The sequence below is a fragment of the Escherichia sp. E10V5 genome (assembly GCF_004212315.1).
Classification (GTDB): domain Bacteria; phylum Pseudomonadota; class Gammaproteobacteria; order Enterobacterales; family Enterobacteriaceae; genus Escherichia.
In genome coordinates this window covers 19,515-44,551 of sequence record NZ_RHJM01000012.1, presented here as the reverse complement: position 1 = coordinate 44,551, position 25,037 = coordinate 19,515, and the positions used below count along the sequence as shown (strand labels likewise).

23 protein-coding genes and 1 pseudogene are annotated in these 25,037 nt (G+C 50.8%); 11 read left to right on the top strand and 13 right to left on the bottom strand.

From position 1 onward, the window contains the following. Genes lyxK through araD form a run of 4 tightly spaced genes read left to right on the top strand, consistent with a single transcriptional unit; the run spans nucleotide 1 to nucleotide 3,698 of the window. Nucleotides 1–1,497, top strand: a complete 1,497-nt coding sequence (gene lyxK / locus D9738_RS09735) for an L-xylulokinase (protein WP_130260101.1) — start codon at nucleotides 1–3, stop codon at nucleotides 1,495–1,497. After that, entirely contained in the window at nucleotides 1,494–2,156 is a 663-nt protein-coding gene (gene ulaD / locus D9738_RS09730) for a 3-keto-L-gulonate-6-phosphate decarboxylase UlaD (protein ID WP_130260100.1), read from the top strand. Before lyxK ends, ulaD begins: the two co-directional genes overlap by 4 nt. After that, on the top strand, nucleotides 2,149–3,009 hold the full coding sequence (locus tag D9738_RS09725) for an L-ribulose-5-phosphate 3-epimerase (RefSeq protein ID WP_130260099.1): 861 nt from the start codon (nucleotides 2,149–2,151) through the stop codon (nucleotides 3,007–3,009). Before ulaD ends, D9738_RS09725 begins: the two co-directional genes overlap by 8 nt. Continuing rightward, complete coding sequence (araD, locus tag D9738_RS09720; protein ID WP_130260098.1) at nucleotides 3,003–3,698, top strand: L-ribulose-5-phosphate 4-epimerase; 696 nt, start codon at nucleotides 3,003–3,005, stop codon at nucleotides 3,696–3,698. Before D9738_RS09725 ends, araD begins: the two co-directional genes overlap by 7 nt. Nucleotides 3,699–3,862: 164 nt before the next feature. On the opposite strand, the gene D9738_RS09715 is transcribed toward araD, so the two are convergent. From D9738_RS09715 to fdhD, 4 genes are all read right to left on the bottom strand, one after another. Then, entirely contained in the window at nucleotides 3,863–4,918 is a 1,056-nt protein-coding gene (locus D9738_RS09715; RefSeq protein ID WP_130260097.1) for a YiiG family protein, read from the bottom strand. A 211-nt stretch (nucleotides 4,919–5,129) separates the two neighbouring features. Next, on the bottom strand, nucleotides 5,130–7,436 hold the full coding sequence (locus D9738_RS09710) for a tetratricopeptide repeat protein (RefSeq protein WP_130260096.1): 2,307 nt from the start codon (nucleotides 7,434–7,436) through the stop codon (nucleotides 5,130–5,132). A gap of 1 nt (nucleotide 7,437) precedes the next feature. Beyond that, the gene (locus tag D9738_RS09705) at nucleotides 7,438–9,273 is read right to left on the bottom strand and encodes an ATP-binding protein (protein WP_130260095.1); all 1,836 of its coding nucleotides are present in this window, start codon (nucleotides 9,271–9,273) and stop codon (nucleotides 7,438–7,440) included. A 310-nt stretch (nucleotides 9,274–9,583) separates the two neighbouring features. Beyond that, nucleotides 9,584–10,420: a formate dehydrogenase accessory sulfurtransferase FdhD gene (gene fdhD / locus D9738_RS09700; protein ID WP_130260094.1), complete on the bottom strand. Its 837-nt coding sequence runs from the start codon at nucleotides 10,418–10,420 to the stop codon at nucleotides 9,584–9,586. 193 nt (nucleotides 10,421–10,613) lie between these two features. On the opposite strand from fdhD, the gene fdnG reads away from it, so the two are divergent. The 4 genes from fdnG to fdhE are packed head-to-tail and all read left to right on the top strand — an operon-like array spanning nucleotide 10,614 to nucleotide 16,137. Further along, nucleotides 10,614–13,664: a formate dehydrogenase-N subunit alpha gene (gene fdnG, locus D9738_RS09695; protein WP_130209998.1), complete on the top strand. Its 3,051-nt coding sequence runs from the start codon at nucleotides 10,614–10,616 to the stop codon at nucleotides 13,662–13,664. 12 nt (nucleotides 13,665–13,676) lie between these two features. Next, entirely contained in the window at nucleotides 13,677–14,579 is a 903-nt protein-coding gene (gene fdoH, locus D9738_RS09690) for a formate dehydrogenase O subunit beta (protein ID WP_000331381.1), read from the top strand. Further along, nucleotides 14,576–15,211 (top strand): formate dehydrogenase cytochrome b556 subunit, encoded by a 636-nt coding sequence (fdoI, locus tag D9738_RS09685; RefSeq protein WP_130209996.1) that lies wholly within the window; start codon nucleotides 14,576–14,578, stop codon nucleotides 15,209–15,211. Before fdoH ends, fdoI begins: the two co-directional genes overlap by 4 nt. After that, complete coding sequence (gene fdhE / locus D9738_RS09680) at nucleotides 15,208–16,137, top strand: formate dehydrogenase accessory protein FdhE (RefSeq protein WP_000027708.1); 930 nt, start codon at nucleotides 15,208–15,210, stop codon at nucleotides 16,135–16,137. Before fdoI ends, fdhE begins: the two co-directional genes overlap by 4 nt. Before the next feature lie 214 nt (nucleotides 16,138–16,351). Here fdhE and D9738_RS09675 read toward each other — a convergent pair whose 3' ends face one another. Then, nucleotides 16,352–16,570 carry a CopG family transcriptional regulator gene (locus D9738_RS09675; protein ID WP_130260093.1) on the bottom strand — a complete coding sequence of 73 codons (219 nt, stop codon included), beginning with the start codon at nucleotides 16,568–16,570 and terminating at the stop codon, nucleotides 16,352–16,354. 202 nt (nucleotides 16,571–16,772) lie between these two features. Between D9738_RS09675 and D9738_RS09670 the strand changes: the two genes are divergently transcribed. The 3 genes from D9738_RS09670 to D9738_RS09660 all read left to right on the top strand — a co-directional run bounded on the left by D9738_RS09670 (nucleotide 16,773) and on the right by D9738_RS09660 (nucleotide 18,538). Beyond that, the gene (locus D9738_RS09670; RefSeq protein WP_130260092.1) at nucleotides 16,773–17,681 is read left to right on the top strand and encodes an alpha/beta hydrolase; all 909 of its coding nucleotides are present in this window, start codon (nucleotides 16,773–16,775) and stop codon (nucleotides 17,679–17,681) included. A gap of 94 nt (nucleotides 17,682–17,775) precedes the next feature. After that, a complete protein-coding gene (locus tag D9738_RS09665; protein WP_130209990.1) occupies nucleotides 17,776–18,126 on the top strand; it encodes a type II toxin-antitoxin system HigB family toxin in 351 nt (116 codons plus the stop codon). Further along, nucleotides 18,083–18,538, top strand: coding sequence for a helix-turn-helix domain-containing protein (locus D9738_RS09660; RefSeq protein WP_130209988.1), 456 nt, complete (start codon nucleotides 18,083–18,085; stop codon nucleotides 18,536–18,538). The genes D9738_RS09665 and D9738_RS09660 overlap by 44 nt, the downstream gene beginning before the upstream one ends. Before the next feature lie 6 nt (nucleotides 18,539–18,544). On the opposite strand, the gene fabY is transcribed toward D9738_RS09660, so the two are convergent. The 8 genes and pseudogenes from fabY to D9738_RS09620 all read right to left on the bottom strand — a co-directional run bounded on the left by fabY (nucleotide 18,545) and on the right by D9738_RS09620 (nucleotide 24,973). Then, complete coding sequence (fabY, locus tag D9738_RS09655) at nucleotides 18,545–19,486, bottom strand: fatty acid biosynthesis protein FabY (protein WP_001297068.1); 942 nt, start codon at nucleotides 19,484–19,486, stop codon at nucleotides 18,545–18,547. Nucleotides 19,487–19,530: 44 nt separating this feature from the next. Then, nucleotides 19,531–19,968: a D-aminoacyl-tRNA deacylase gene (gene dtd, locus D9738_RS09650; protein WP_000560983.1), complete on the bottom strand. Its 438-nt coding sequence runs from the start codon at nucleotides 19,966–19,968 to the stop codon at nucleotides 19,531–19,533. Next, a complete protein-coding gene (locus tag D9738_RS09645; RefSeq protein ID WP_130209986.1) occupies nucleotides 19,965–20,837 on the bottom strand; it encodes a virulence factor BrkB family protein in 873 nt (290 codons plus the stop codon). The genes dtd and D9738_RS09645 overlap by 4 nt, the downstream gene beginning before the upstream one ends. Further along, entirely contained in the window at nucleotides 20,831–21,430 is a 600-nt protein-coding gene (yihX, locus tag D9738_RS09640) for a glucose-1-phosphatase (RefSeq protein ID WP_130260091.1), read from the bottom strand. Before yihX ends, D9738_RS09645 begins: the two co-directional genes overlap by 7 nt. A 139-nt stretch (nucleotides 21,431–21,569) precedes the next feature. After that, nucleotides 21,570–21,804: pseudogene (locus tag D9738_RS09635) on the bottom strand (aldose 1-epimerase); the annotation flags it as partial. 103 nt (nucleotides 21,805–21,907) lie between these two features. Beyond that, a complete protein-coding gene (locus D9738_RS09630) occupies nucleotides 21,908–23,173 on the bottom strand; it encodes an MFS transporter (protein ID WP_130260090.1) in 1,266 nt (421 codons plus the stop codon). A gap of 101 nt (nucleotides 23,174–23,274) precedes the next feature. Continuing rightward, nucleotides 23,275–24,255, bottom strand: coding sequence for a TIM barrel protein (locus D9738_RS09625; RefSeq protein WP_130260089.1), 981 nt, complete (start codon nucleotides 24,253–24,255; stop codon nucleotides 23,275–23,277). A gap of 7 nt (nucleotides 24,256–24,262) precedes the next feature. Beyond that, the gene (locus D9738_RS09620; protein WP_130260088.1) at nucleotides 24,263–24,973 is read right to left on the bottom strand and encodes a GntR family transcriptional regulator; all 711 of its coding nucleotides are present in this window, start codon (nucleotides 24,971–24,973) and stop codon (nucleotides 24,263–24,265) included. Nucleotides 24,974–25,037 lie beyond the last annotated feature (64 nt).

Genomic DNA, 25,037 nt, shown 5'->3' with positions numbered 1-25,037 from the left:
ATGACGCAATACTGGCTGGGGTTAGATTGTGGCGGTAGCTGGCTGAAAGCCGGGCTGTATGACCGCGAAGGCCGGGAGGCAGGCGTGCAGCGCCTGCCGCTATGCGCATTAAGCCCGCAGCCAGGCTGGGCAGAGCGCGATATGGCAGAACTGTGGCAATGCTGCACTGCCGTCATTCGCGCCCTGCTTACCCATTCCGGCGTCAGCGGGGAACAAATTGTCGGCATCGGTATCTCCGCTCAGGGAAAAGGCTTGTTTTTACTGGATAAAAACAACAAGCCGCTCGGTAATGCTATTTTGTCCTCGGATCGCCGGGCGATGGAAATCGTTCGTCGCTGGCAGGAAGATGGCATCCCGGAAAAACTCTACCCATTGACCCGACAGACCTTATGGACCGGGCATCCGGTGTCATTGTTACGCTGGTTGAAAGCGCACGAACCGGAACGCTACACGCAAATTGGCTGCGTGATGATGACGCACGACTACCTGCGCTGGTGTTTAACCGGCGTCAAAGGTTGCGAAGAGAGCAATATTTCCGAATCCAATCTCTACAATATGAGCAGCGGTCAATATGACCCGTGTCTCACCGACTGGCTGGGGATCGGTGAAATCAACCACGCCCTGCCACCTGTTGTGGGATCTGCCGAAATCTGCGGGGAAATCACCGCTCAGACAGCCGCACTGACTGGTCTGAAAGCGGGTACGCCCGTTGTCGGCGGTCTGTTTGATGTGGTTTCTACCGCACTCTGCGCCGGGATCGAAGACGAATTTACCCTCAATGCGGTGATGGGCACCTGGGCGGTGACCAGCGGCATAACCAGCGGTTTAGGTGACGGTGAAGCGCATCCGTATGTCTATGGCCGCTACGTTAATGACGGTGAATTTATCGTTCACGAAGCCAGCCCCACCTCTTCCGGCAATCTCGAATGGTTTACCGCGCAGTGGGGAGAAATCTCGTTCGATGAGATTAATCGGGCGGTTGCCAGCTTGCCGAAAGCCAGTGGCGATCTCTTTTTCCTGCCGTTCCTGTACGGCAGCAACGCCGGACTCGAGATGACCAGCGGTTTCTACGGGATGCAGGCCATTCACACCCGCGCGCACCTGTTGCAGGCCATCTATGAAGGCGTGGTGTTCAGCCATATGACTCACCTCAACCGAATGCGCGAACGTTTTACTGATGTTCACACCCTGCGCGTGACTGGCGGCCCGGCGCACTCCGATGTCTGGATGCAAATGCTGGCGGACGTTAGCGGCTTACGTATCGAGCTGCCGCAGGTGGAAGAAACCGGCTGTTTTGGCGCAGCACTTGCCGCCCGCGTCGGCACCGGGGTTTATCGCAATTTCAGCGAAGCCCAACGTGACTTACAGCACCCGGTACGCACCCTGCTGCCGGATATGACCGCGCATCAACTTTACCAACAAAAATATCAACGCTATCAGCATCTCATTGCCGCACTTCAGGGTTATCACGCCCGCATTAAGGAGCACACATTATGAGCCGACCACTTCTGCAACTGGCCCTCGACCACTCATCACTTGAAGCCGCGCAGCGCGACGTTACGCTGTTAAAAGACAGCGTCGATATTGTTGAAGCGGGTACCATTCTCTGCTTAAACGAAGGGCTTGGCGCGGTGAAAGCCTTGCGCGAACAGTGCCCGGACAAAATCATCGTTGCTGACTGGAAGGTCGCCGACGCTGGTGAAACACTCGCGCAACAGGCTTTTGGCGCAGGCGCTAACTGGATGACCATCATCTGCGCCGCGCCGCTCGCCACGGTAGAAAAAGGCCACGCGATGGCGCAACGCTGCGGCGGTGAAATCCAGATAGAGCTGTTTGGTAACTGGACACTGGACGACGCCCGTGACTGGCATCGTATTGGCGTGCGGCAGGCCATTTATCATCGTGGTCGTGACGCGCAGGCCAGCGGGCAACAGTGGGGCGAGGCCGATCTGGCACGCATGAAAGCGCTTTCCGATATCGGCCTTGAGCTTTCCATTACTGGCGGGATTACCCCTGCTGACCTGCCGCTGTTTAAAGATATCCGCGTGAAGGTGTTTATTGCCGGGCGGGCGCTGGCGGGCGCAGCAAATCCGGCGCAGGTGGCTGGCGATTTCCATGCGCAAATCGATGCTATCTGGGGAGGCGCGCGTGCGTAATCATCCGTTAGGGATTTATGAAAAAGCGCTGGCGAAAGATCTCTCCTGGCCGGAGCGGCTGGTGCTGGCAAAAAGCTGCGGCTTTGATTTTGTCGAAATGTCAGTGGATGAAACCGACGAACGGCTTTCACGTCTTGACTGGAGCGCCGCACAACGTGCCTCACTGGTCACCGCGATGATCGAAACGGGCGTTGCTATTCCGTCAATGTGTCTGTCTGCCCATCGCCGTTTTCCTTTTGGCAGCCGGGACGAGGCGGTGCGCGAACGGGCGCGGGAAATCATGAGTAAAGCGATTCGCCTGGCGCGCGATCTCGGCATTCGCACCATTCAACTGGCTGGTTACGACGTCTATTACGAAGACCATGACGACGGCACGCAGCAACGTTTTGCTGAAGGGCTGGCGTGGGCGGTAGAACAGGCGGCGGCATCACAAGTAATGCTGGCGGTGGAGATTATGGATACCGCGTTTATGAACTCCATCAGCAAATGGAAAAAATGGGACGAGATGCTCGCCTCGCCGTGGTTTACCGTCTACCCGGACGTCGGCAATCTTAGCGCCTGGGGCAATGATGTTCCCGCCGAACTGAAGCTGGGCATTGACCGTATTGCCGCAATCCACCTGAAAGACACTCAACCCGTTACCGAGCAAAGCCCCGGACAGTTCCGCGACGTGCCGTTTGGCGAAGGCTGCGTCGATTTCGTTGGCATCTTCAAAACGCTGCATGAGCTGAACTATCGCGGATCATTTCTGATTGAGATGTGGACCGAAAAAGCCAACGAGCCGGTACTGGAGATTATTCAGGCACGGCGGTGGATTGAAGCGCGTATGCAGGAGGCCGGATTTCTATGTTAGAGCAACTGAAAGCCGACGTGCTGGCGGCGAATCTGGCGCTTCCCGCTCACCATCTGGTGACATTCACCTGGGGCAATGTCAGCGCGGTAGACAACACGCGGCAATGGATGGTAATCAAGCCTTCCGGTGTCGAGTACGACGTGATGACCGCCGATGATATGGTGGTGGTTGAGATAGCCAGCGGCAAGGTGGTGGAAGGCAGCAAAAAGCCCTCGTCCGACACACCAACGCATCTGGCGCTCTACCGTCGATATGCAGAAATCGGTGGCATTGTGCATACCCACTCGCGCCACGCCACCATCTGGTCACAGGCCGGGCTGGATCTCCCCGCCTGGGGCACCACACACGCCGATTATTTCTATGGCGCCATCCCCTGCACGCGCCAGATGACCGTAGAGGAGATCAACGGCGAGTATGAATACCAGACCGGCGAAGTGATCATTGAAACTTTCGAAGAACGTGGCAGGAGTCCGGCACAAATTCCGGCGGTACTGGTGCATTCTCACGGTCCGTTCGCATGGGGTAAAAACGCCGCCGATGCGGTGCATAATGCCGTAGTGCTGGAAGAATGCGCCTATATGGGCCTGTTCTCACGCCAGCTCGCGCCGCAGCTTCCTGCCATGCAAAACGAACTCTTAGATAAGCACTACCTGCGTAAGCATGGGGCCAATGCTTATTACGGGCAATAATCTCTCACGCCGGGGCTTCATCGCCCCGGTACTATGAATTGATATACTCCCGTATCCGCACAACACCGCCACTTCGGTTAGCAGCTCGTCTGTTGCAATAGCTCGGTCAGGCTGATGTCCACTGCCATATCCGACATTACATTGATCAGCAAAAGCAAAAACGTTTAACGCAGACGATTATAATCATCAACCATTTCGTTGTACTCGCGTAATGCTTTCGGGAAAGAATCCTGGACCATCCAGCTTGAATTTGCGTCCTGAAGTTGCTCTTTATCCCAGTCAGAGTACGGGACTTTATCTCTGACGCGGCGAACATATTTTTTAGCCTCAAGCTGATACTGGTCTGCCGAAAGGATGAATGAAAAATTCATGCCGCCTTTATCCGCTTCTTTGGCCTGCGCCACCAGCGTTTCCAGTTCAGTCACTTTCTTCATTGCCGCTTCTGCATCAAATTTCTCTTGCGAAATCAGGTTATTAATTTGTTTCGCTGAAATCATGATAGCCAGAGAATAGTAGTGGAATTTTTTCCCTTCTCTTTGTTCAATATTTTTCAGTTCCACAAGCTGGCGCTTATCATTAATTTCCTGAATCGCCGAGTGATAAGATTCCGCAACCGGTTCAAAGGCTTCGATATTTTTCAATAATGCCTGGTGCAGCGTTTTGGCTTTAGCAAATGCGTCGTCTTTATAATTTTCCTGGGTGTAATATTTATCCATTTCATTAATAGTATTCCCCAGCGCGACTGCGGTATTAATATAATTCAACGCTACGCCATCAATAGGTTGCAGCTCAGGCGTTAACGCCACAACACTTTTCACGCCTTTTTCACACTCAGAAAGACTGGATTCACTAATGCCGTAGATGCCATAAACATGACTCTCTTTACCCGTTGGTCCCTGTTTAAAATCTTTCAGCCAGTCAGCATACCGCGCCAGACTGCGCTGTACAGGGATCTGTAACTTGTTATAGCACTTGATATAGACATCCATTTTTTCATCGAAAACCGCTTGTTCATCCACCTCCGGTTGCGCAGGCGTTTCAGGTTTAGCTTCTGCTTTTGCAACGGGAGCTTCAGTAGGTTTTGCTTCAGGAGCTGGTGCGGCAGGTTGACTATTGGCGGGCTGGGGAGTTTCTGTTTCAGTTTTTTTATCATCACATCCGGTGATACCGAGGGCCATTATAGCGATAATAATAGCTGAAGATAATAAATTCCTTTTCATTTAATTGCCTTATAAATATATAGATAAGAGAGTGAATATAATAAAGGAAAAAAGAAAATGTCACTACGCGTGTTTTGTTTATAAATAAATCTATAATATCCACAAAGTGAATGAGTCCTGTAATTTAATCTCTAAATCACAGGACTTATTTTAATTAACGGCACAACCCTGGCGAGAGGGAGTGTCATCTCCCCCCGCCATTAATCACGCACTACATCCCGTAGCGTTCGGCAATAGCGGCATGCTTCTCTTCATTCGCCCCGGCTTCTTTGGCAAGACGCCACCAGCACAACGGGTGTTCCCAGTCAGCGGTCAATTCGTGCAAGGTCTTATCGATATCACCTTTAGAAACTGAACGCGGCGCACTGATAACAAAATAGAACGCGGGCAGAGGATCAGCGCCTTCTCCCTGATGACTATCGGTTAACGTATAGTCATCATTACTGTTGCTCCAGTAGTACCAGTTTCGTTCACGGAGCGCCTCACGGAAGGCATTAAACTGTTCTTCACCAGGCATGACACCTTCGCAGAACCAGGACTCGCCGTACTCGGTCGGGATAATGGTTTTCAGACACCCATAAAGTGGCGTGAAATTCTTCTGCTCTTCTTCGTCTTCAGGTCGGGTGTTCAACATTTCTGCATCGAAAACCACAACCTCATCAACATGTTGCGGATAATCGGTGCGGTAAGTTGGCTCAATGATCCTTGCTGTTACCGGCCCAATACGTTGAGCATAGTAATAGCGGTATTCATAATTTTCCCGGAAGCGGATGTTTAACAGCCCCCATTTTTCATCAATAAAACCTTCGCCTTCCGTGAGTTCGATTTCCAGTTCAGCAGCAATAGCACGAACCAAATCCCATTGTTGCAGGATGCTGGCGGTCGCCATGATATCCCACTGGAGATTTCGAATATCTTCTTCACGGCTAATCATCAGTTGCTGCAATTGCTGTAAATAATCCAGTTGTCGATCCCAGGCTTCCTGTTTTTGTGCTGCCCAGGAGCACATGCGATAAACGCCAACCCACTCACGCCCTTTTTCGTTTTGCAGCAACTGTTGCCCAATCGACTCCAGTTCACTCCAGTCTTCCTGTTGGTTAATCACCCGCGCGCGGAACCACAAGGCCATATGTAGCAGCCCCGCCTGTTCATACTGCTTCGCCAGATGCTCGATAGTTTGCAGATCGTCACGGTGGAGCAAGAGATCCAACAGATCGAAGCAAAGTCCATTATCTTCCTGAAGATGGCTTTCAACGTAGCGTTGCAGGAGTTCAATCGATTCATCAATCGCATTGCAGGCGTTTAACGCATTGACCAGCTTGCCCAGCAATTCCACATCATCAGGCGTGTTCAGATAAGCGCGGCGGAATGTTTCTACGTCTTTTTCTGGATCTGGTTGCGTTTCTTCATCGCTATTTTCAGGTACTTCTACAACCGGACGAGCCAGCAACTCTGCTTCTTTGGCGGCAATTTTTTCACTCAGTTCGAGAAATTCGCGATCGACGCCCAGTAACGCGCGTAATTTTGGCATGTGTCGCTGGGCCAGTTTCATCGCCATTTTGGCAATCCAGACGGATTCGCGCTCCAGCGCCAGGGTAATTTGCAGTTTCGCCAGATCAACCGCTTTGCGGTGCGCCCCGGCCTGCGAACGATGTTCCAATATTTGTTGGATGATGCGCGCCAACTGCCAGCTGTTTCTTTGTGGATGACGGGGAAGTAACACGGTGATTATCTTCACCCACATGCCCCACGAATAGGGGGTCAGATCTGACCAACGAGGCAATTCCTCCCAGACCTCTTCGTCCTGCCCACATAACGCCATGATGTACAGTTTTTTGAGGTGATAACTGATGCGATCACGTCCCCAGTAATCGTTCTCTTTTGCCAGTTCATCAATTAATTTACGTGCTTCATCGTAACGCTGTAGTTCAATCAAAATATCGGCACGGGTATTCAATAATGCTTCAATATCATCATCACCGGATGCTTTAACCGCGTCGATTTGCCGATCCAGGTACGCCAGTGCCTCTTCTACCCTTTTGGAATCTATCAGTGCACTGGCATATTCAGTGGACAAACACTGAAAACAGCTCCAGGTCGGATCAATGCGCGCGATGGTTTCCTCACATACTGCCATGCGTTCATTCGCCCAGCCAGGTGCATCAATATTTTCGTAGCAGGCTGATAAATCCTGGGTAACGCAAATGGACTGCGGGCAATCTTTCGCCTCTTCCCGATGCGCTTTTTCAAACAGCGCTACCACGTCTGGCAGCACCTTTTCACCTTCTTCATAGTTAGTCAGGCGATGGCGCATTTCCCAGTGACCAATAAATATTTCCAGCCACGGATTTTTGGCTACTTGATTCAGTGCTTTCATTTCCGGCAATAGCGAATCGCATTTTTCTATTTGCAGGTGCAAAACACTTTCTGAAAAATCATCAATAAGCTGCGGAATATATTCTTGCCCGGCATCGCGCAACTCCTGACTATATTTGTTGTACCACTCCCATGTATCCATTTTATTTTCCTTGATTAATTAAGACAGGAATAACCTGAGTAAAATCTTCCAGTGCCTGGTGTAAATCCCACTGCTGTTCTTTATTACCGCTGGAGCACAAAATCACTTTCAGCGATTTTAATAACCGTAATGCTGCCGCTGGCTGTTGATGGTGTTGTAAGGAGGTCACCAGTTGCATGACACAGGGGTTATTAAGATTGATATACAGACTTGAGGTTTTAGTCTTTTGGATTTGCGAGGTAAATTGCCGCGCCAGCATTAATGCTGCGGTACTGATACGTTTATCTGCGTCATCCTGTTCGAGTATTTGTTTTAATTCTGCTTCGCGGTCTGGCGTGACCACGAGCGGTAAAACAGCGGGTTCGAAGCGGGAGATAATTAATTGCTCGCCATCGCAGAGATGCTCTTCCAGATAAGCCACCTGCTCTTCGGGTAATTCTGCCAGGCTGAACAACTGCTCATTACCTGTTTGTGTACCGACTTCGATAATCCGGCAGTGATATAACAGCGCCCAACGGCGTAAAAATGGCACCACCGCATAGCGATCGCCACGGGCTACAGGCCGTTGCAGAATATGGAACAACATCTCTTCAAAACCGCCGTCGCGACTTAACAGAATATGAATACTGTTATTAACGCGTAAATCCTTCGCCAGCAGCGCGCCTTTTGACGTTGGCACCTGCAAGCGATCTTTGAGCAAATCAAACAGGCGGTCATCACACAATGCCGCACCCAGCAACGCTTCGTTGTGGCGCATTAATACACGCCGCCAGATTTCTGGCTGATTTTGTGCGAGATCGGACAAACCAGAGATCAGCGCCTCTTTTAACGCTTCTTGTACCGCAACCCAGGTTTCGTCCCGCTGAAGATCTTCCCGGCTCGCCGTCGGCGTCAGTTTCGATGACTCAATCACGCCGCCAATAAATCCGGCCCAGGGCGGTAACAATTCACGCGCTTCATCATCCAGTAACATACCGCGCAAAAACAACGACAGGTTGCGGTTATCGCTGGTGCCGTAGGTCGCGCCATCCTGAATCCATAAAATCCCGACCGCGTCGCTCATTCCCGCGGGCACCACCGGAATGGTGCAAATCGGTTCGAAGGAGGATTCAAACTGCGCGGCAAAGGCGAGATTTTTACGCTGTACTAGCGCACGGTGCATGGTTACGCCTTCGGGGGCAACTTCACGCCACGGTGGTTGAAGTTTATTTACCGGCTCGCTGGCATCGCCGACATAGACCGGTTCGTGCAGCAATATGCAGTAGCGGGAAAGAACGCGGTTCAGCAAATTATTACTCGCCAGATGGCTGTACTCTTCTTTGAGCGTCAGAATCACCTGCGTTCCCGTTTCCGAGGACTGATGCGGCGTAACGGTATATTTTTGCCCGTCGGTAGAGTGGTATTTCCAGCTCTGATCCGGCGTTTGCCAGGATGTGGTCAACACCGTGACCTCTTTTGCCAGTACAAAGGCCGACAAAAAACCGAGGCCGAACATACCAATTAAACCGGTGTTGTCATCCTGCTGGCGCAACATTCGGGTATAACCCACACCTACTGTCGCCAGGAAGCCGTGTATTTCGCTTTCTGTCAGACCCGCACCGGTATCGGTAATGGTGATGGTGGACTTCGCCACGTCAGCCACCACACGAATCGCGTTATCCTTTGGCGCATCGGGCTGCTCAATCCTGCGGCGCACAATCGCATCATGGCCGTTCTGCACCAGCTCGCGCACGGCAACCACGGGTGTGGAGTAAAGATGCTTACTGAGCACCTCAATTAAGCCGTTTAAATTAACTTCTGTAGAATATGAACTGCCAGGTAACTGTAATGTACTCATTTTTCAATACTCATAATCCATCACCTACTATTGAAAATACATTGCTGTTTTTACAACCGGTGCAAGGTTTGTTATTTTCATTCACACATCGGAAACATTTATTTATTGACGCGATGATTAAAACAAAATGTTTTATATAAATAATGATTAATTCTTAAAGGATTAATGCGACTGGAGTATATCGATATGAACCGGAATTAACGAGATAATTTATTGTGGTGAAATTATTATTTAAATGGTGAATAATATATTGAGGATTATTTAATAGAAAAATAAAACCGCAATCCAGAATCAGAATTGCGGTATTTCTTTAATTATGAATCAAACGCTGCGGATGCGTATAAACCGTTGCCCGCCCCGGTTTACAAAAGCCCACCAGCGTCAGATTACAGCGCTCGGCCACTTCCACGGCAAGTGTGGTCGCGGCAGACACCGCAAACAAAATCTCTACGCCACACATCGCCGACTTTTGCACCATTTCATAACTGGCACGACTGGAAACCAGCACCGCACCTTGCTGCCAGCTTTCCCCTTCTTGCGCCCGGCGGCCCAGCAGTTTATCCAGCGCCACATGGCGACCCACGTCTTCATGCCCGCCGACCAGTTCGCCAGATGGCAACATCCAGGCGGCGGCGTGAGTACAACCAGTCAGTTGCCCCACTGGCTGGAAATCATTGAGATGACGTAATGCATCATCCAGTTTGTTGAGATCAAACGTCTGGGTGAACGGCAGCGGCTGCACCGGTTTACCGATGTCGTTAAGCTGTTCCACGCCGCATACACCACAGCCCGTGCGCCCCGCCAGCGCCCGACGACGCTCTTTCAACCCCATAAAGCGGCGACTGGAAAGTTCGATTTGCACTTCCAGACCATTACAGGAAGGAACAACATCCATGCCGAAGATATCGCGTGGGCTTTCGATAATTCCTTCGGAAAGCGAAAAACCGAGCGCAAACAGTTCAAGGTCTTTGGGCGATGCCATCATCACCACATGCGAAATACCGTTGTAGACCAGCGCAACGGGAACTTCTTCCGCCACCTCATCTAACCGTGGGTGTTGTAAATCGTCACGCCGCCATAACTCAATTTGACGAACACCTGTGATATTTGTCACATTTTTGGTTTCTTTTTGCTGTGTTTTTTTCACTTTCTCTTAACCAGATAAGAACACACACACCAACATTATGGTATTCTGTTACAAACCCTTCCTGGATGGAGGGAAATTGAGCCAATTCTGGACCTTTGCGGCCCCTTCCGCAAAGAAAAATAACTCCCACTCCCTGCACACTCAGCAAGCGAATGTAAATGGGACGTGACAATGTCGAAACAAGGAGCAATCCATGCAGGTCAGCAGAAGGCAGTTCTTTAAGATCTGCGCTGGCGGTATGGCAGGCACCACGGCAGCGGCACTGGGTTTTGCACCCAGCGTAGCACTCGCGGAAACCCGGCAGTATAAACTGCTGCGCACCCGCGAAACCCGTAATACCTGCACCTATTGTTCCGTAGGCTGTGGGCTGTTGATGTACAGCCTCGGTGACGGAGCAAAAAACGCCAAAGCATCTATCTTCCATATCGAAGGCGATCCGGATCACCCGGTCAACCGCGGTGCACTTTGTCCGAAAGGCGCTGGCCTGGTGGATTTCATCCACTCCGAAAGCCGTCTGAAGTTCCCGGAATACCGTGCGCCAGGTTCTGATAAATGGCAGCAAATCAGTTGGGAAGAGGCGTTTGATCGCATCGCCAAACTGATGAAAGAAGACCGCGATGCTAACTACATTGCGCAAAACGCCGAAGGCGTGACTGTTAACCGCTGGCTCTCCACCGGGATGCTGTGTGCTTCCGCGTCGAGTAACGAAACCGGCTATTTAACGCAAAAATTCTCCCGCGCGCTGGGTATGCTCGCGGTAGACAACCAGGCGCGCGTCTGACACGGACCAACGGTAGCAAGTCTTGCTCCAACATTTGGTCGCGGTGCGATGACCAACCACTGGGTCGACATCAAGAACGCCAACCTCGTCGTGGTGATGGGCGGTAACGCCGCTGAAGCTCACCCGGTCGGGTTCCGCTGGGCGATGGAAGCCAAAATTCACAACGGCGCGAAGCTGATTGTGATCGATCCTCGCTTTACGCGTACGGCGGCGGTGGCTGACTACTATGCCCCTATTCGTTCCGGTACTGACATTGCTTTCCTGTCAGGCGTATTGCTGTACCTGCTGAACAATGAAAAATTCAACCGCGAATACACCGAAGCCTATACCAACGCCAGCCTGATCGTGCGTGAGGATTACGGCTTTGAAGATGGCCTGTTCACCGGCTACGACGCGGAAAAACGCAAGTACGATAAATCCAGCTGGACCTACGAACTGGACGAAAACGGCTTCGCCAAACGCGATACCACGCTGCAACATCCGCGCTGCGTGTGGAACTTGCTGAAACAGCACGTTTCCCGCTACACGCCAGATGTGGTTGAAAACATCTGTGGTACGCCAAAAGACGCGTTCCTGAAAGTCTGCGAATATATCGCCGAAACCAGTGCTCACGATAAAACTGCCTCGTTCCTCTACGCGCTCGGCTGGACGCAACACTCCGTTGGCGCGCAAAACATTCGTACGATGGCGATGATCCAACTGCTGCTCGGCAACATGGGGATGGCAGGCGGCGGCGTTAACGCCCTGCGCGGTCACTCCAATATTCAGGGGCTGACGGACCTGGGGCTGCTGTCGCAGAGCCTGCCAGGTTACATGACGCTGCCAAGCGAGAAGCAGACCGATCTGCAAACCTACCTCGCCGCCAGCACGCCGAAACCGCTGCTGGAAGGACAGGTTAACTACTGGAGCAACTACCCGAAATTCTTCGTCTCCATGATGAAGGCCTTCTTTGGTGATAAAGCGACGGCGGAAAATAGCTGGGGCTTTGACTGGTTGCCGAAGTGGGATAAAGGCTACGACGTCCTGCAATACTTCGAGATGATGAAAGAGGGCAAGGTCAATGGCTATATCTGCCAGGGCTTTAACCCGGTTGCCTCATTCCCGAACAAAAACAAAGTGATCGGTTGTCTGTCGAAACTGAAGTTCCTCGTGACCATCGACCCACTGAATACTGAAACCTCCAACTTCTGGCAGAACCACGGTGAGCTGAACGAAGTTGACTCGTCGAAGATCCAGACCGAAGTGTTCCGTCTGCCATCGACCTGCTTCGCGGAAGAGAACGGTTCAATCGTTAACTCCGGTCGCTGGTTGCAGTGGCACTGGAAAGGTGCGGACGCCCCGGGGATTGCGCTGACTGACGGCGAGATCCTCTCCGGTATCTTCCTGCGCTTGCGCAAGATGTATGCCGAACAGGGTGGCGCGAACCCGGACCAGGTGCTGAACATGACCTGGAACTACGCCATTCCGCATGAGCCATCTTCAGAAGAAGTGGCGATGGAGAGTAACGGTAAGGCGCTGGCCGATATTACCGATCCGGCAACCGGTGCGGTTATCGTCAAGAAAGGCCAACAACTTAGCTCGTTCGCCCAACTGCGCGATGACGGTACGACCTCCTGTGGCTGCTGGATTTTCGCCGGTAGCTGGACGCCAGAAGGCAACCAGATGGCGCGTCGTGATAACGCCGATCCGTCTGGCCTCGGTAACACGCTGGGCTGGGCATGGGCATGGCCGCTTAACCGCCGCATTCTGTATAACCGCGCCTCCGCAGACCCGCAGGGTAACCCGTGGGATCCGAAGCGTCAGTTGCTGAAATGGGACGGCACTAAGTGGACCGGCTGGGATATTCCGGACTACAGCGCAGCGCCTCCGGGCAGTGGCGTCGGGCCGTTTATCATGCAGCAGGAAGGCATGGGACGTCTGTTTGCCCTCGATAAGATGGCGGAAGGTCCGTTCCCGGAACACTACGAGCCGTTTGAAACGCCGCTGGGAACTAACCCACTGCATCCAAACGTTATCTCGAACCCGGCTGCGCGTATCTTTAAAGACGACGCCGAAGCTCTGGGTAAAGCCGATAAGTTCCCATATGTCGGAACCACCTATCGTCTGACCGAGCACTTCCACTACTGGACCAAACACGCGCTGTTGAACGCGATTTTGCAACCAGAGCAGTTTGTGGAAATCGGTGAGTCGCTGGCGAATAAACTTGGCATTGCCCAGGGCGATACCGTGAAAGTCTCCTCCAACCGTGGCTATATCAAAGCCAAAGCGGTGGTGACCAAACGTATTCGCACGCTGAAAGCGAACGGCAAAGATATCGATACCATCGGTATTCCAATTCACTGGGGCTATGAAGGCGTTGCAAAAAAAGGCTTTATTGCCAATACGTTAACGCCATTCGTTGGTGATGCGAACACGCAGACGCCGGAGTTTAAGTCCTTCCTTGTGAATGTGGAAAAGGTATAACGGAGACGACATATGGCTTATCAATCGCAAGACATTATTCGTCGCTCCGCGACTAACGGTCTGACCCCCGCGCCTCAGGCGCGGGACTTCCAGGAAGAAGTGGCGAAACTCATCGACGTCACCACCTGCATCGGCTGTAAAGCCTGTCAGGTGGCGTGTTCAGAGTGGAACGACATTCGCGATACCGTCGGCAATAACATTGGGGTGTACGACAACCCCAATGATTTAAGCGCCAAATCGTGGACGGTAATGCGCTTCTCGGAAGTGGAGCAGAACGACAAACTGGAATGGCTGATCCGCAAAGACGGCTGTATGCACTGTTCCGATCCAGGCTGCCTGAAAGCGTGCCCGGCGGAAGGGGCAATTATTCAGTATGCCAACGGTATCGTCGACTTCCAGTCCGAGCAGTGCATTGGCTGCGGTTATTGCATTGCGGGCTGCCCGTTCGATATTCCGCGCCTCAACCCGGAAGACAACCGCGTCTACAAATGTACGCTGTGCGTTGACCGCGTGGTGGTTGGGCAAGAGCCGGCCTGCGTGAAAACCTGCCCGACGGGTGCGATTCACTTCGGTACGAAAGAGTCGATGAAAACGCTGGCGAGCGAGCGCGTAGCTGAGCTGAAAACCCGTGGTTACGACAATGCGGGTCTGTATGATCCGGCTGGCGTTGGTGGTACACACGTCATGTACGTGCTGCACCATGCTGACAAGCCGAATCTGTATCATGGCTTGCCGGAGAACCCGGAAATCAGCCAAACCGTGAAATTCTGGAAAGGCATCTGGAAACCGCTCGCGGCTGTTGGCTTTGCGGCTACCTTTGCGGCCAGTATCTTCCACTACGTGGGTGTCGGTCCGAACCGTGCGGATGAGGAAGAGAACAATCTGCACGAAGAGAAAGACGAGGAGCGCAAATGAAACGACGTGACACCATCGTGCGCTACACCGCGCCGGAACGTATCAACCACTGGGTCACCGCCTTCTGTTTCATCCTGGCGGCGGTGAGCGGGCTGGGGTTTTTCTTCCCCTCCTTCAACTGGTTGATGCAAATCATGGGCACACCGCAGCTGGCGCGCATTCTGCACCCGTTTGTCGGCGTGGTTATGTTTGCCTCGTTCATCATCATGTTTTTCCGTTACTGGCATCACAACCTAATCAATCGGGATGATATCTTTTGGGCGAAGAATATTCGTAAGATCGTCGTCAACGAGGAAGTAGGTGACACCGGGCGTTATAACTTCGGTCAGAAATGCGTTTTCTGGGCGGCGATTATTTTCCTGGTCCTGCTGCTGGTGAGCGGTGTGATTATCTGGCGTCCTTATTTTGCGCCTGCTTTCTCAATCCCGGTGATCCGATTCGCGTTAATGCTGCATTCATTTGCCGCAGTGGCGTTAATTGTGGTTATCATGGTGCATATCTACGCCGCCCTTTGGGTGAAAGGCACGATTACCGCCATGGTGGAAGGATGGGTTACCAGCGCATGGGCGAAGAAACATCACCCGCGCTGGTACCGTGAGGTCCGCAAGACAACGGAAAAGAAAGCTGAATGAGTATTCGCATAATCCCGCAAGATGAGCTGGGTTCGAGCGAGAAACGTACGGCGGATATGATTCCGCCGTTATTGTTCCCTCGGCTCAAAAATTTATACAACCGCCGCGCCGAGCGTCTGCGCGAGCTGGCAGAAAATAATCCGCTGGGTGATTACCTGCGCTTTGCTGCGCTTATCGCCCACGCCCAGGAAGTGGTGCTGTACGACCATCCGCTGGAGATGGATCTGACCGCGCGCATTAAAGAAGCCAGCGCACAGGGCAAGCCACCGCTGGATATTCACGTTCTGCCGCGTGATAAGCACTGGCAAAAACTGCTGATGGCGCTGATTGCTGAGCTGAAACCTGAAATGAGCGGCCCGGCGCTGGCGGTGATTGAGAATCTGGAGAAGGCATCGACCCAGGAGCTGGAAGATATGGCCAGCGCACTGTTTGCCTCTGATTTCTCTTCCGTCAGCAGCGATAAAGCGCCGTTTATCTGGGCTGCACTGTCGCTCTACTGGGCGCAGATGGCCAATCTGATCCCCGGCAAAGCCCGCGCTGAATACGGCGAACAGCGTCAATATTGCCCGGTTTGTGGTTCTATGCCGGTGTCCAGCATGGTGCAAATTGGCACCACTCAGGGGCTGCGTTACCTGCACTGCAACCTGTGTGAAACCGAATGGCACGTGGTGCGCGTAAAATGCAGCAACTGCGAGCAGAGCGGCAAACTGCACTACTGGTCGCTGGATGACGAACAGGCCGCGATTAAAGCCGAAAGCTGCGATGACTGCGGCACTTACCTGAAGATTCTTTATCAGGAAAAAGAGCCGAAAGTTGAAGCCGTGGCAGATGACCTCGCCTCTCTGGTACTGGACGCGCGAATGGAGCAAGAAGGCTACGCCCGCAGTTCCATTAACCCGTTCCTGTTTCCGGGTGAAGGGGAGTAATCTCTGACGTTTTCCGGGTGGCGCTGGTCGCCCGGATTACAGCTCATAGGGTGTGACGACACCTGCTATTCCCGCAAAACCTCTCGTATTTTGCGAGGCGTTTTCCAGATATGATGTAACAGTTGCAGTTATTATAAGTTCAGGTAAAACAATCTTGTATTAATACCAGAATAAGGGCATCTGGTTTTTTATATTCAAGAATAAAAAATTTTTGTCATTCCTTATGCTCCTTACACTGATCATCAACACCTACTGTCTCCCCCCTTTGCCTGCCACCCTTTGCTTTACGCACCGGAAATTGCTGATGCTCCAGATATTGCTCTACCGCTTCGCGTAAAATTGCAGATCGTGAAACCTTACGCCAGCCCCTGAGTTTATTCAGCCGTTTAATTGCCTCTTCTGATAAATGAAGAAAAACCGTATTCATCGCCATTGCCACCACCTTACATATATTACTCATTAATGTATGTGCGAAAATTACGCCGGAAAATCATTAAAAAAAAGCGGATTTTTGCATGTTGTTTTGTTTTTGCGAGACGCTTTCCAGATTTTTCACGCCCGTGAATTTCCCTGTATCCATCCAGCAAAAACGGGCGTATAAAGCTGTACATTCATACAGCAAAATGAGTTCTACTATGGCACTGGAAAAAGGAATTGCAGAGTTAGTCGCAGAGTTTATCGCTGCGGGTCGCCCCTCATCGCGTCAACAAAGTATTGCGCAACGCAGGGAGGGCTATATCGCCAGCGCTGTCCTTGCGGGTGAGACAGAAACGCGGGTAGATATTCAGACTATCGAACTTGAAGGGATGACCTTACGAATAGTGTCACCGCTGAATGCCCCGACATTACTCCCGACGATAATTTATTACTACGGTGGCTGTTTTGTTAGCGGCGGGTTCGCAACTCACGACAACCAACTGCGCCAGTTAGCCTATTACGGGCAATGTCGGGTTATTGCCGTCCAGTATCGGCTGGCACCGGAACATACTTTCCCCGCCGCCCATGATGATGCGCAACGAGGTGCAGAATTAGTCTGGCAGCACGCCGAACAACTCGGCGTTGATAAACAACGGATAACCCTTGCAGGCGACAGCGCAGGTGGGCATCTGGCGCTGGTGACCGCTTTGCGATTAAAGCGTGCTGGCAACTGGCAACCGGCACAACTCATTTTAATTTATCCCATGCTTGATGCGACTGCGCATTTCGAAAGCTATATCCGCAATGGTCACGATTACATCATTACACGCGATACTCTACTGAGCGGCTTTGAGATATACCTGCCAGATATTGATCGCAAGCATCCTGAAGCCAGTCCTCTATGGCACGATGATTTTAATGGCTTGCCGCCTGTTCATATCATTACCGCAGAATATGATCCGCTTTGTGATGAAGGCGAAGCGTTGTATCACCGCATGACAGGGCAAGGAGTGCAATGTACCTGCCAACGCTACCCTGGCGTTATCCACGGATTTTTTCAGTTAGGTGGTATCAGCGAGGCCGCGCGTACGGCGCTACGGGATGTGGCCTGGAGAGCGGGAAGGTAGCTCCGGATTCAGATAAAAATTATTTTCAACTTGAAAACATCACAGGTCTGCCTTACAGTGTTTTCAGGTTGAAAACTCGTAATGGAATTACACCATGCATGTTATCAGCCACAAGCCTTTTAACGAGGCGATAAAACGTTTTCCACTTTATGAAGATGCCCTTATTGATTTATTAAATCTTCTTGAAAAAACAACGTTTAGCGATCCGGGTGAGATGAAAAGATATATTTCCTCTCTGGATAACTTTAAGTACAGAGATAAATGGTGGGTGATTAATATTGCAGGCAATCATTTACGACTTATAGCCTATATAGATTTCAGGCTCCAAAAATGTTTTGTCAAACATATTGTTACCCACAACGAATACGACCGACTCACCACCTGGTATCGGAGCCATAAAAATGAGAACACATCACACACCAGCAGAAGACTCGGCCAATTTTGAAACGCTCGTCAGTACCTTCGCCCACGCAGTAAAAGGCATCCCATTATGTGGCCCTAAAGCAGATCAAGAGGAATACCATAATGCGCTGAAACTGATCGAGTTTTTAGTCGATCGTGACGATCTGGAAAACCCTTTATTTGAATTGCTCAGCGCGCGGATCCGCAAATATGAAAATAACGCTCCGGAATTTCAGCATTTCAATCAGCGGTTAGCATCGACCCCACGCGGCGTAAGTCTGTTACGGATCCTCATGGATCAACATGGGCTTAAGGCGGCTGATTTGGCACAAGAACTTGGCTCTAAATCCAATGTGAGTAATATTCTTAATGGTCGCCGGGCGCTCACCGTTCGTCATATCAAGGCGTTAAGCGAGCGTTTTAATCTCCCGGCTGAAGCGTTTATTGATAATTAAAACGCCCTACTCTTCTTCGTTCCCGCCCTCTTCATACGGACCAAATGGCTTCGCGGGCAGAACGATATACGTCCCTTCAAACACCGCGCCTGGCGTCTCATCGCCAAAGATTTCGACCTGCATTTGCACCCGCGCTTTGCGCCCGCGTGCCAGACGGTCAAGATCGCCGCTTAACGCACCGAGGTCGGCTACCGCATGCGGTTTACCGCTAATCGGTTTGCTATAGCGGATATGCGCATCCGCCAGAATAATCGTTCCGCCGAGATGGCGTTCGCGCAGCATCAACCAGATAAGCCCCCAACCGGTGAGCGTAGCCAGCGAGAATAAACTCCCGGCAAACAGCGTGTGGTGCGGATTCTGATTGCCGGTTTCCGGCATGGTGGTGATAAATTTTTGCCCGGTATATTGCTGAATGCGCACGCCCATTTTTTCACTCAGCGGGATATGTTCGTACCACGCTTGTTGCAACTGCGCGCACCAGTCGCCGCGATGCAGAATGTCATCCAGAGTGGCGACGGGTTTAATCATCAAAAAATGGCGGATTGGCGTGGTGGTTGGCGTGGTGATCTCTCCCTGATTAACAAATCCCAGTTTGGCAAAAAACTCTACTGCGTCTTCGCGGGCGCTACAGGTCACGCGCTTAACGCCTTCCTGGCGCGCTACAGACTCCAGGGTCATCGCCATCAGCGTTCCCAGCCCTTTGTCCTGCACGTCGGGATGAACGGCCATAAAGCGAATGGACGCTTCGTTATCGGCATTAATATACAGCCGCCCTACTGCCACCAGATTACCCTGCTCGTCGACGACCATCTGGTGATGCGCCATCGCATCCCACGCGTCGCGTTCCGAACCTTTTGGTTGATGCAGGGGTTTACGCAACATCTCCCAGCGGAACTGATAGTAGCGCTCTAATTCTTCTTCTGTTTGTGGAACCCGAAGGTGATACATAGCGATACTCTCTCTTGTTTCCCGTGACACCCCTGGAAGCTGGCTCATACCTGCAACCAGAATGTCACGGGACCATCATTGACCAGCGATACCTGCATATCCGCAGCGAAGCGTCCTGTTTGCGTGTTCATCTCCTGCTGACGGCAGCGTTCGACGAAATAGTCATATAACGCCTCTGCGCGATCCGGTGATGCGCCTTTGGAGAAGCTTGGGCGCATCCCTCGTTCGGTATCTGCGGCAAGGGTAAACTGGGAAACTACCAGTACACTACCGCCCGCCTGTTGCACGTTGAGGTTCATCTTGCCTTCGGCATCGCTGAAGATACGATAGCCGAGCACACGCTCGCACAGACGGTTTGCTTTCTGTTCGTCGTCATCCTTTTCGACACCCAATAACACCAAAAGTCCCGCGCCAATTTCGCCCGTCACTTCTCCCTCCACGGTGACGCTGGCACGGGTTACGCGTTGAATTAATGCAATCATGGTTCGTCGTCTTCTTCTTGTTCAGCTGCTTGTTTTAGTTTGCGGTATTCCCCGAGAGTGACAGTAATTTCCGCGCCAAGCAAGACGATACACCATGTCCAGTAGACCCAGACAAAGAGAATGGGTATCACCGCCAGCACGCCGTAAATGAGCTGATATGACGGGAACATGGTGATATAAAGCGCGAAACCTTTCTTTCCTGCTTCGAACAGGAGTGCGGCGACAAACGCGCCGACAATCGCGTCGCGATTCGGTACGCGGATGGTGGGAACGATGCTGTAAAGCAACCAGAAGGAGATCCACGACAACAGCAGCGGAAAAATACGCAGCACATTGTCGATGACAGTATTGAGATCGCTCGCCCAACGCAGGGAGAGCAGATAGGAACTGATCGCCAGACTGGCCCCTGCCAGCAGCGGCCCCAGCGTTAAAATCATCCAGTACACAGCAAACGAGTAAATTTTTGGCCGTACCCGTTTACTTCGCCAGATGGCATTCAATGCACTATCGATGGAGTACATCAACAATAACGCCGTGACGATCAGGCCACATGCCCCGACGGCGGTCATCTTGTTGGAATTGGCAACAAACTGTTCAATATATTGCTGGATAACGTCGCCAGTGGCAGGCAGAAAGTTGGCAAAAATAAAGTGACGCAACTGAATGCTGACGTCGGAAAACATGGGAAAAGCGGCGAAAAGCGCAAAAACAACGGCAACCAGCGGCACTAATGAGAGCAACGACACATAGGCAAGATTACCTGCCAGGGTGGTCATGTTGTCCTCATTAATGCGTTGCCAGAGTAGTTTCAGCCAGGCCCATAGCGGACGGGTACGATACCTGGCTTTTTCATGGATGGTTTTTAGCATAACACCTTCGCGAAATAGTCCGGGATGGTGGTTTTATCTTTCACCAGAATACTGGTAATGCCTAGCTGATTTGCTCCTTCTATATTATCGGCGTTATCGTCGAAAAAGATGGTATCGCTGGGTGAAAAACCTTCCGCCTGCAAAACATGCTGGTAAATTCGTGCTTCAGGTTTGCGCATGCCCAGATCTTGCGAAAGATAGATATGGTCAGCAGCATCACGGATTTCCGGGTATTCCTCCGGCCAGAAGGTGGTATGCAGGCGGTTGGTATTGGAAAGCACCACCACGCGATGCCCCTGCTCACGCAGTTTATGCATGATGGCGATCACTTCCGGGCGCAGCGCGACAAACACCGCCTGCCAGCCGTGGGAGAACTGCTCGTAGCTTAGCGGTAGAGCCATCTCATGGCACATCGCCTCTGCGAACGCTTCGTCGCTAATTTCCCCGCGCTCATGCTGATGAAACGCCTCCCCCATATGAAAACTCTTCTTAAGCGATGCCAGCGGAATACGCGTTAAATCGCTCCAGGTTCCCAGCACACGGTTAAAGTCGATATCGACAATCACATTACCTAAATCAAAGATATAGAGCATTTTTGCCTCCTTTCTCGCCACAAGAAATTAACTGTAGCGGGAAAGGATGAGTTTGGCTATGCAGCAATAAGGGTAATCTTGTGACGCTGATTGCGAAAAAGCAGAGTAATTTCACTGGCTTTTTCGCAATAGATGATGGTTAAGATTCAGGCATAAATTGCCAATGGGTTTCAATGAGCAGTGGCTTATCTGGTGCCGCTAATTCCGGCGTTAGTTGCCTGGGTAAGTGGATTAACACAGGTGGCATCAGGCTGTTTATCAAATACCACCAGACTGTTTGCAGAAGAGGTCATGGTCATCGCGAGTTAACCAAGCCACCGTAACTTAACCTTCACCCCGTCATAAAAGACAAAACAGTCGTCCCAAGGGCCAGCTCAATCAGTCTGGTGCAAAAAATTTTGTTTTGCTGGATACGGGCTACGGTTGATAAGGCTGGTATTGTTTTCAATGGCCGGATTAAACACATCCGGCCATTAATCAAGCTTCAGCCGCCAGCATCTCTTTCTTACGTTGACTAATTCGCTTAACCAGCATTACGGAAACCACCGCACCACAGAATGCGAAGCAGGCCATAATGCCAAACACGATTTTGTAGCCAATAATCCCCGGATTTAAATCCAGAATGTAGCCATACAGACTGAAGCAGAACATCGCCGGGGCGTAACCGATAAAGCTACCCAAAGCCATCGCCGCGCCTGTTTTATTTTCAGCAATTTTTGCTTCGCCAATAGGTGCAAAGAATACGGCGCGCTGCGTAAAGACAATCGCGCCAAAGCCCAGCGTACACGCCATCCCTAAATAGACCGGCATGCTTTCGTGCGGCAGCATAATCAACAGTACGAGCGCAGCGGTACTGATGATAAAGGTGTAGCATAGATATTTACTCGGTGATTTCAGGATCTTATCTGAAATCATGCCACCAATCGGTCCACCGATCATTTTCAGACAGTATTGGTTAATGATGCCGTAAGCCCCCACCAGCGCAACGGGTAGCAGATAGATGTTTTTCAGGAATGGAATGAAGAATGTCAGGCCACAGTAAACCGCGTAAACGAAGAAGACGTTGAAAGCGATAAGCCAGATGGTTTTGTCTTTCAGCACCGAGGTCATACTGGTGTTTTGCGATGCTTCGTCTTCTTTTTTCGCCTCCACGGACGGTGCCTCTTCTTTGTCATTCAGTACAAAGAAAATGATAATGCCCACGGCAATCACAATAAGGGAATAGAACCAGATACCCGCTTTAAAGCCCAACAAGCCACTGCCAAACCAGGTAAATACTGCCAACGCAGAAAATGCCACCACGGTATCAACAATGCCACGCCCTGTTTCGAAGAAGCCAAACAAACGACCTTGTTGTTCGCTATTGCCCAATCGACTTACTGACTTGAGCAAGACAGGCCAGTTCATCATGTCGCAGGTAACGCCAAATAGCGCCCAGACAAAGAGGATGCCCCAATAACCTGGCATTGTCGTCAAATAAACACCCAGTAATCCCGTCGCAATGAGGGAGAATGACATGGTGTATCTGCGCGGTAGTTTATCGGCAAAATAAATAGACAGAAAAAAGCCCACTGTGGTGACAAATGAGTTTACCGACATAGCATTACCAATTTGACCATTAGTCAAATGGAAATATTCCTGCATCGGGATATAAAACGCATCTTTCAGCGACGGTAATTTATAAATTGTACCGCCACACAGTGTTAATAGACTAAATAACGCCCATTTCTTTTTCGTGAGCATAACATCCCCTAAGCGATTTTTAAAATCACTGTTTTAAAGGCAATAAGATATCGACCATTCTTATGGAATGGTTTTATTAACTGCGTATGGGTTAAAACTTATTAGTGGTTCAGAAGATGGCTTGCCTCTTGTTTGATTTGTTGTAGTACGTTACGCACATGATTTATCTGATTAATTGCATCTTCTTTTTCTTTACGTAACCGCGTATCCAGTAAATGTTTTTCTGGCAACGGTGTTTCACTCATCTGGCGATAAGGGATCCACGGATTATCATCTTCGTCTTCAAAGCGGAACGCCGGAGCATAATAATCAACCTCTTCTTCCAGGCCATATGCCGTCACCTGCGGCTCATCATCGCCCAGGCAGATAAGGTGCGTTAATAACGCTTTGAATGGCATATCTCCCTGACCTGAAATACAGGCTTTATGGCCCAGACCACCCTGTTCTTTAACAATCAATGCATCTTTGATATGCACCTGGGTAATATGCGGCGCCATCGTTTTTAAAGCGTCCATGGGATGCTCATTTGCATTGATCATGTTCGCAAAATCAAACAGTAAGGAAAGAGATTCCATCTCACTTTCTTTGACCAGCGACACCAGCTCATGGCTTTTTAAATCTTCATGCTGCTCGATCGTAAAAGTCAGGCCGCTGTCCTGATACGTTTCCCGTACATAGGCAATATCGTTAGCGATGATCGATAATACGTCGCGCAAATTACCTTCATAACGTGGATAAAAACGTACGGACGATGCCCCGGTTTTCAACGCGATGGCGACGGCTTCGTCAATAGATGCCTTATCTGAGGCGCTAGTTTCAATATGAATATCAAGGTTCAGACGGCGGGCTTTATCCCCAAAGGCAGAGAGTTCTTTATCGTCCATATTACCAAGAGAAAAACGTTCGCCATCCAGAACATGAATTTTGACGCCCCGCAGATTATTTTCACTCGCGATATCAAGTAAATCAGCAGGCAACACTCTTTCCAGCCGCATATTTAAATGAAAGGCATAGGCATGTAAATAAAGAGGAAGAGTGTCGACACGTTGTAGAATCTTTCTTGCGTTATTTATTGTCACCATAAAACACCTACAGATTAATGATGAGGTCTACGGCCTCAAATCGCCAATATTCAATATCTATCTGGACAATATTGCCTTGCTGGTCAGCGCGATGCTTTTCAATTAAGATCGCAGGCATACCCGCAGAACCGCCAAGATACTTGCTGATATCGCCCGGCATTCTGACGGGTTTGAAAATCAATTTTTTTACTACCGTCTCTTTTTGGTAGCACTTTTCCCAGACTGCAGAAAATGAGTGGTTTTCAAGTTGCTCAGTAAAACCTGGGGCAACTTCAGGATTAATATACGTTTCGTGATAGAAAACTTTATGTCCTTCCAGCGCCCCCCAACCGGTAATGCGGTAGAGTTCGGTTGACGGCGTCACTGCAATCAGTGGCATGAGCGTTTCAGGAATGTCGCGGGTACGTTTTTTCTCAGTAAATCCCCAGGAAGGTTCCCGCCCTTGTTCAATAGCGGCCCGCTGAAAGCTCGCCGACAGCTCCGGGCTGTAATTAAATCGCGGCTGAGTCACGAACCAACCTTTACGATCCTTACGGAAGATTTTGGATTCTGCCTCGAGGTTCAGCAACGCCTGGCGCAGCGTCATACGTTTAATGCCCAGCAGCTCTCCCAGCTCTCTTTCTGAAGGGAGTTTTCCACCCGGCGTGGTGATGCCATCTTTCAACCACCGATCCAGTTTCTCTTTTGCATTTTCTACGGTGGATTGATTTCCCGTCATTGTTTAATCCTTTTGGTTTAAACCAGATGAGGCATCTTACGCTTACGCCAAAAAAGAAAGCAAT

What these genes read in the sequence shown, in the direction of transcription:
- lyxK (WP_130260101.1), top strand. Translation starts at nt 1, where the DNA reads ATGACGCAATACTGGCTGGGGTTAGATTGTGGCGGTAGCTGGCTGAAA.
- ulaD (WP_130260100.1), top strand. Translation starts at nt 1,494, where the DNA reads ATGAGCCGACCACTTCTGCAACTGGCCCTCGACCACTCATCACTTGAA.
- araD (WP_130260098.1), top strand. Translation starts at nt 3,003, where the DNA reads ATGTTAGAGCAACTGAAAGCCGACGTGCTGGCGGCGAATCTGGCGCTT.
- D9738_RS09715 (WP_130260097.1), bottom strand. Translation starts at nt 4,918, where the DNA reads ATGAAAAGGAATTTATTATCTTCAGCTATTATTATCGCTATAATGGCC.
- D9738_RS09710 (WP_130260096.1), bottom strand. Translation starts at nt 7,436, where the DNA reads ATGGATACATGGGAGTGGTACAACAAATATAGTCAGGAGTTGCGCGAT.
- D9738_RS09705 (WP_130260095.1), bottom strand. Translation starts at nt 9,273, where the DNA reads ATGAGTACATTACAGTTACCTGGCAGTTCATATTCTACAGAAGTTAAT.
- fdoH (WP_000331381.1), top strand. Translation starts at nt 13,677, where the DNA reads ATGGCTTATCAATCGCAAGACATTATTCGTCGCTCCGCGACTAACGGT.
- fdoI (WP_130209996.1), top strand. Translation starts at nt 14,576, where the DNA reads ATGAAACGACGTGACACCATCGTGCGCTACACCGCGCCGGAACGTATC.
- fdhE (WP_000027708.1), top strand. Translation starts at nt 15,208, where the DNA reads ATGAGTATTCGCATAATCCCGCAAGATGAGCTGGGTTCGAGCGAGAAA.
- D9738_RS09675 (WP_130260093.1), bottom strand. Translation starts at nt 16,570, where the DNA reads ATGGCGATGAATACGGTTTTTCTTCATTTATCAGAAGAGGCAATTAAA.
- D9738_RS09670 (WP_130260092.1), top strand. Translation starts at nt 16,773, where the DNA reads ATGGCACTGGAAAAAGGAATTGCAGAGTTAGTCGCAGAGTTTATCGCT.
- D9738_RS09665 (WP_130209990.1), top strand. Translation starts at nt 17,776, where the DNA reads ATGCATGTTATCAGCCACAAGCCTTTTAACGAGGCGATAAAACGTTTT.
- D9738_RS09660 (WP_130209988.1), top strand. Translation starts at nt 18,083, where the DNA reads ATGAGAACACATCACACACCAGCAGAAGACTCGGCCAATTTTGAAACG.
- fabY (WP_001297068.1), bottom strand. Translation starts at nt 19,486, where the DNA reads ATGTATCACCTTCGGGTTCCACAAACAGAAGAAGAATTAGAGCGCTAC.
- dtd (WP_000560983.1), bottom strand. Translation starts at nt 19,968, where the DNA reads ATGATTGCATTAATTCAACGCGTAACCCGTGCCAGCGTCACCGTGGAG.
- D9738_RS09645 (WP_130209986.1), bottom strand. Translation starts at nt 20,837, where the DNA reads ATGCTAAAAACCATCCATGAAAAAGCCAGGTATCGTACCCGTCCGCTA.
- yihX (WP_130260091.1), bottom strand. Translation starts at nt 21,430, where the DNA reads ATGCTCTATATCTTTGATTTAGGTAATGTGATTGTCGATATCGACTTT.
- D9738_RS09630 (WP_130260090.1), bottom strand. Translation starts at nt 23,173, where the DNA reads ATGCTCACGAAAAAGAAATGGGCGTTATTTAGTCTATTAACACTGTGT.
- D9738_RS09625 (WP_130260089.1), bottom strand. Translation starts at nt 24,255, where the DNA reads ATGGTGACAATAAATAACGCAAGAAAGATTCTACAACGTGTCGACACT.
- D9738_RS09620 (WP_130260088.1), bottom strand. Translation starts at nt 24,973, where the DNA reads ATGACGGGAAATCAATCCACCGTAGAAAATGCAAAAGAGAAACTGGAT.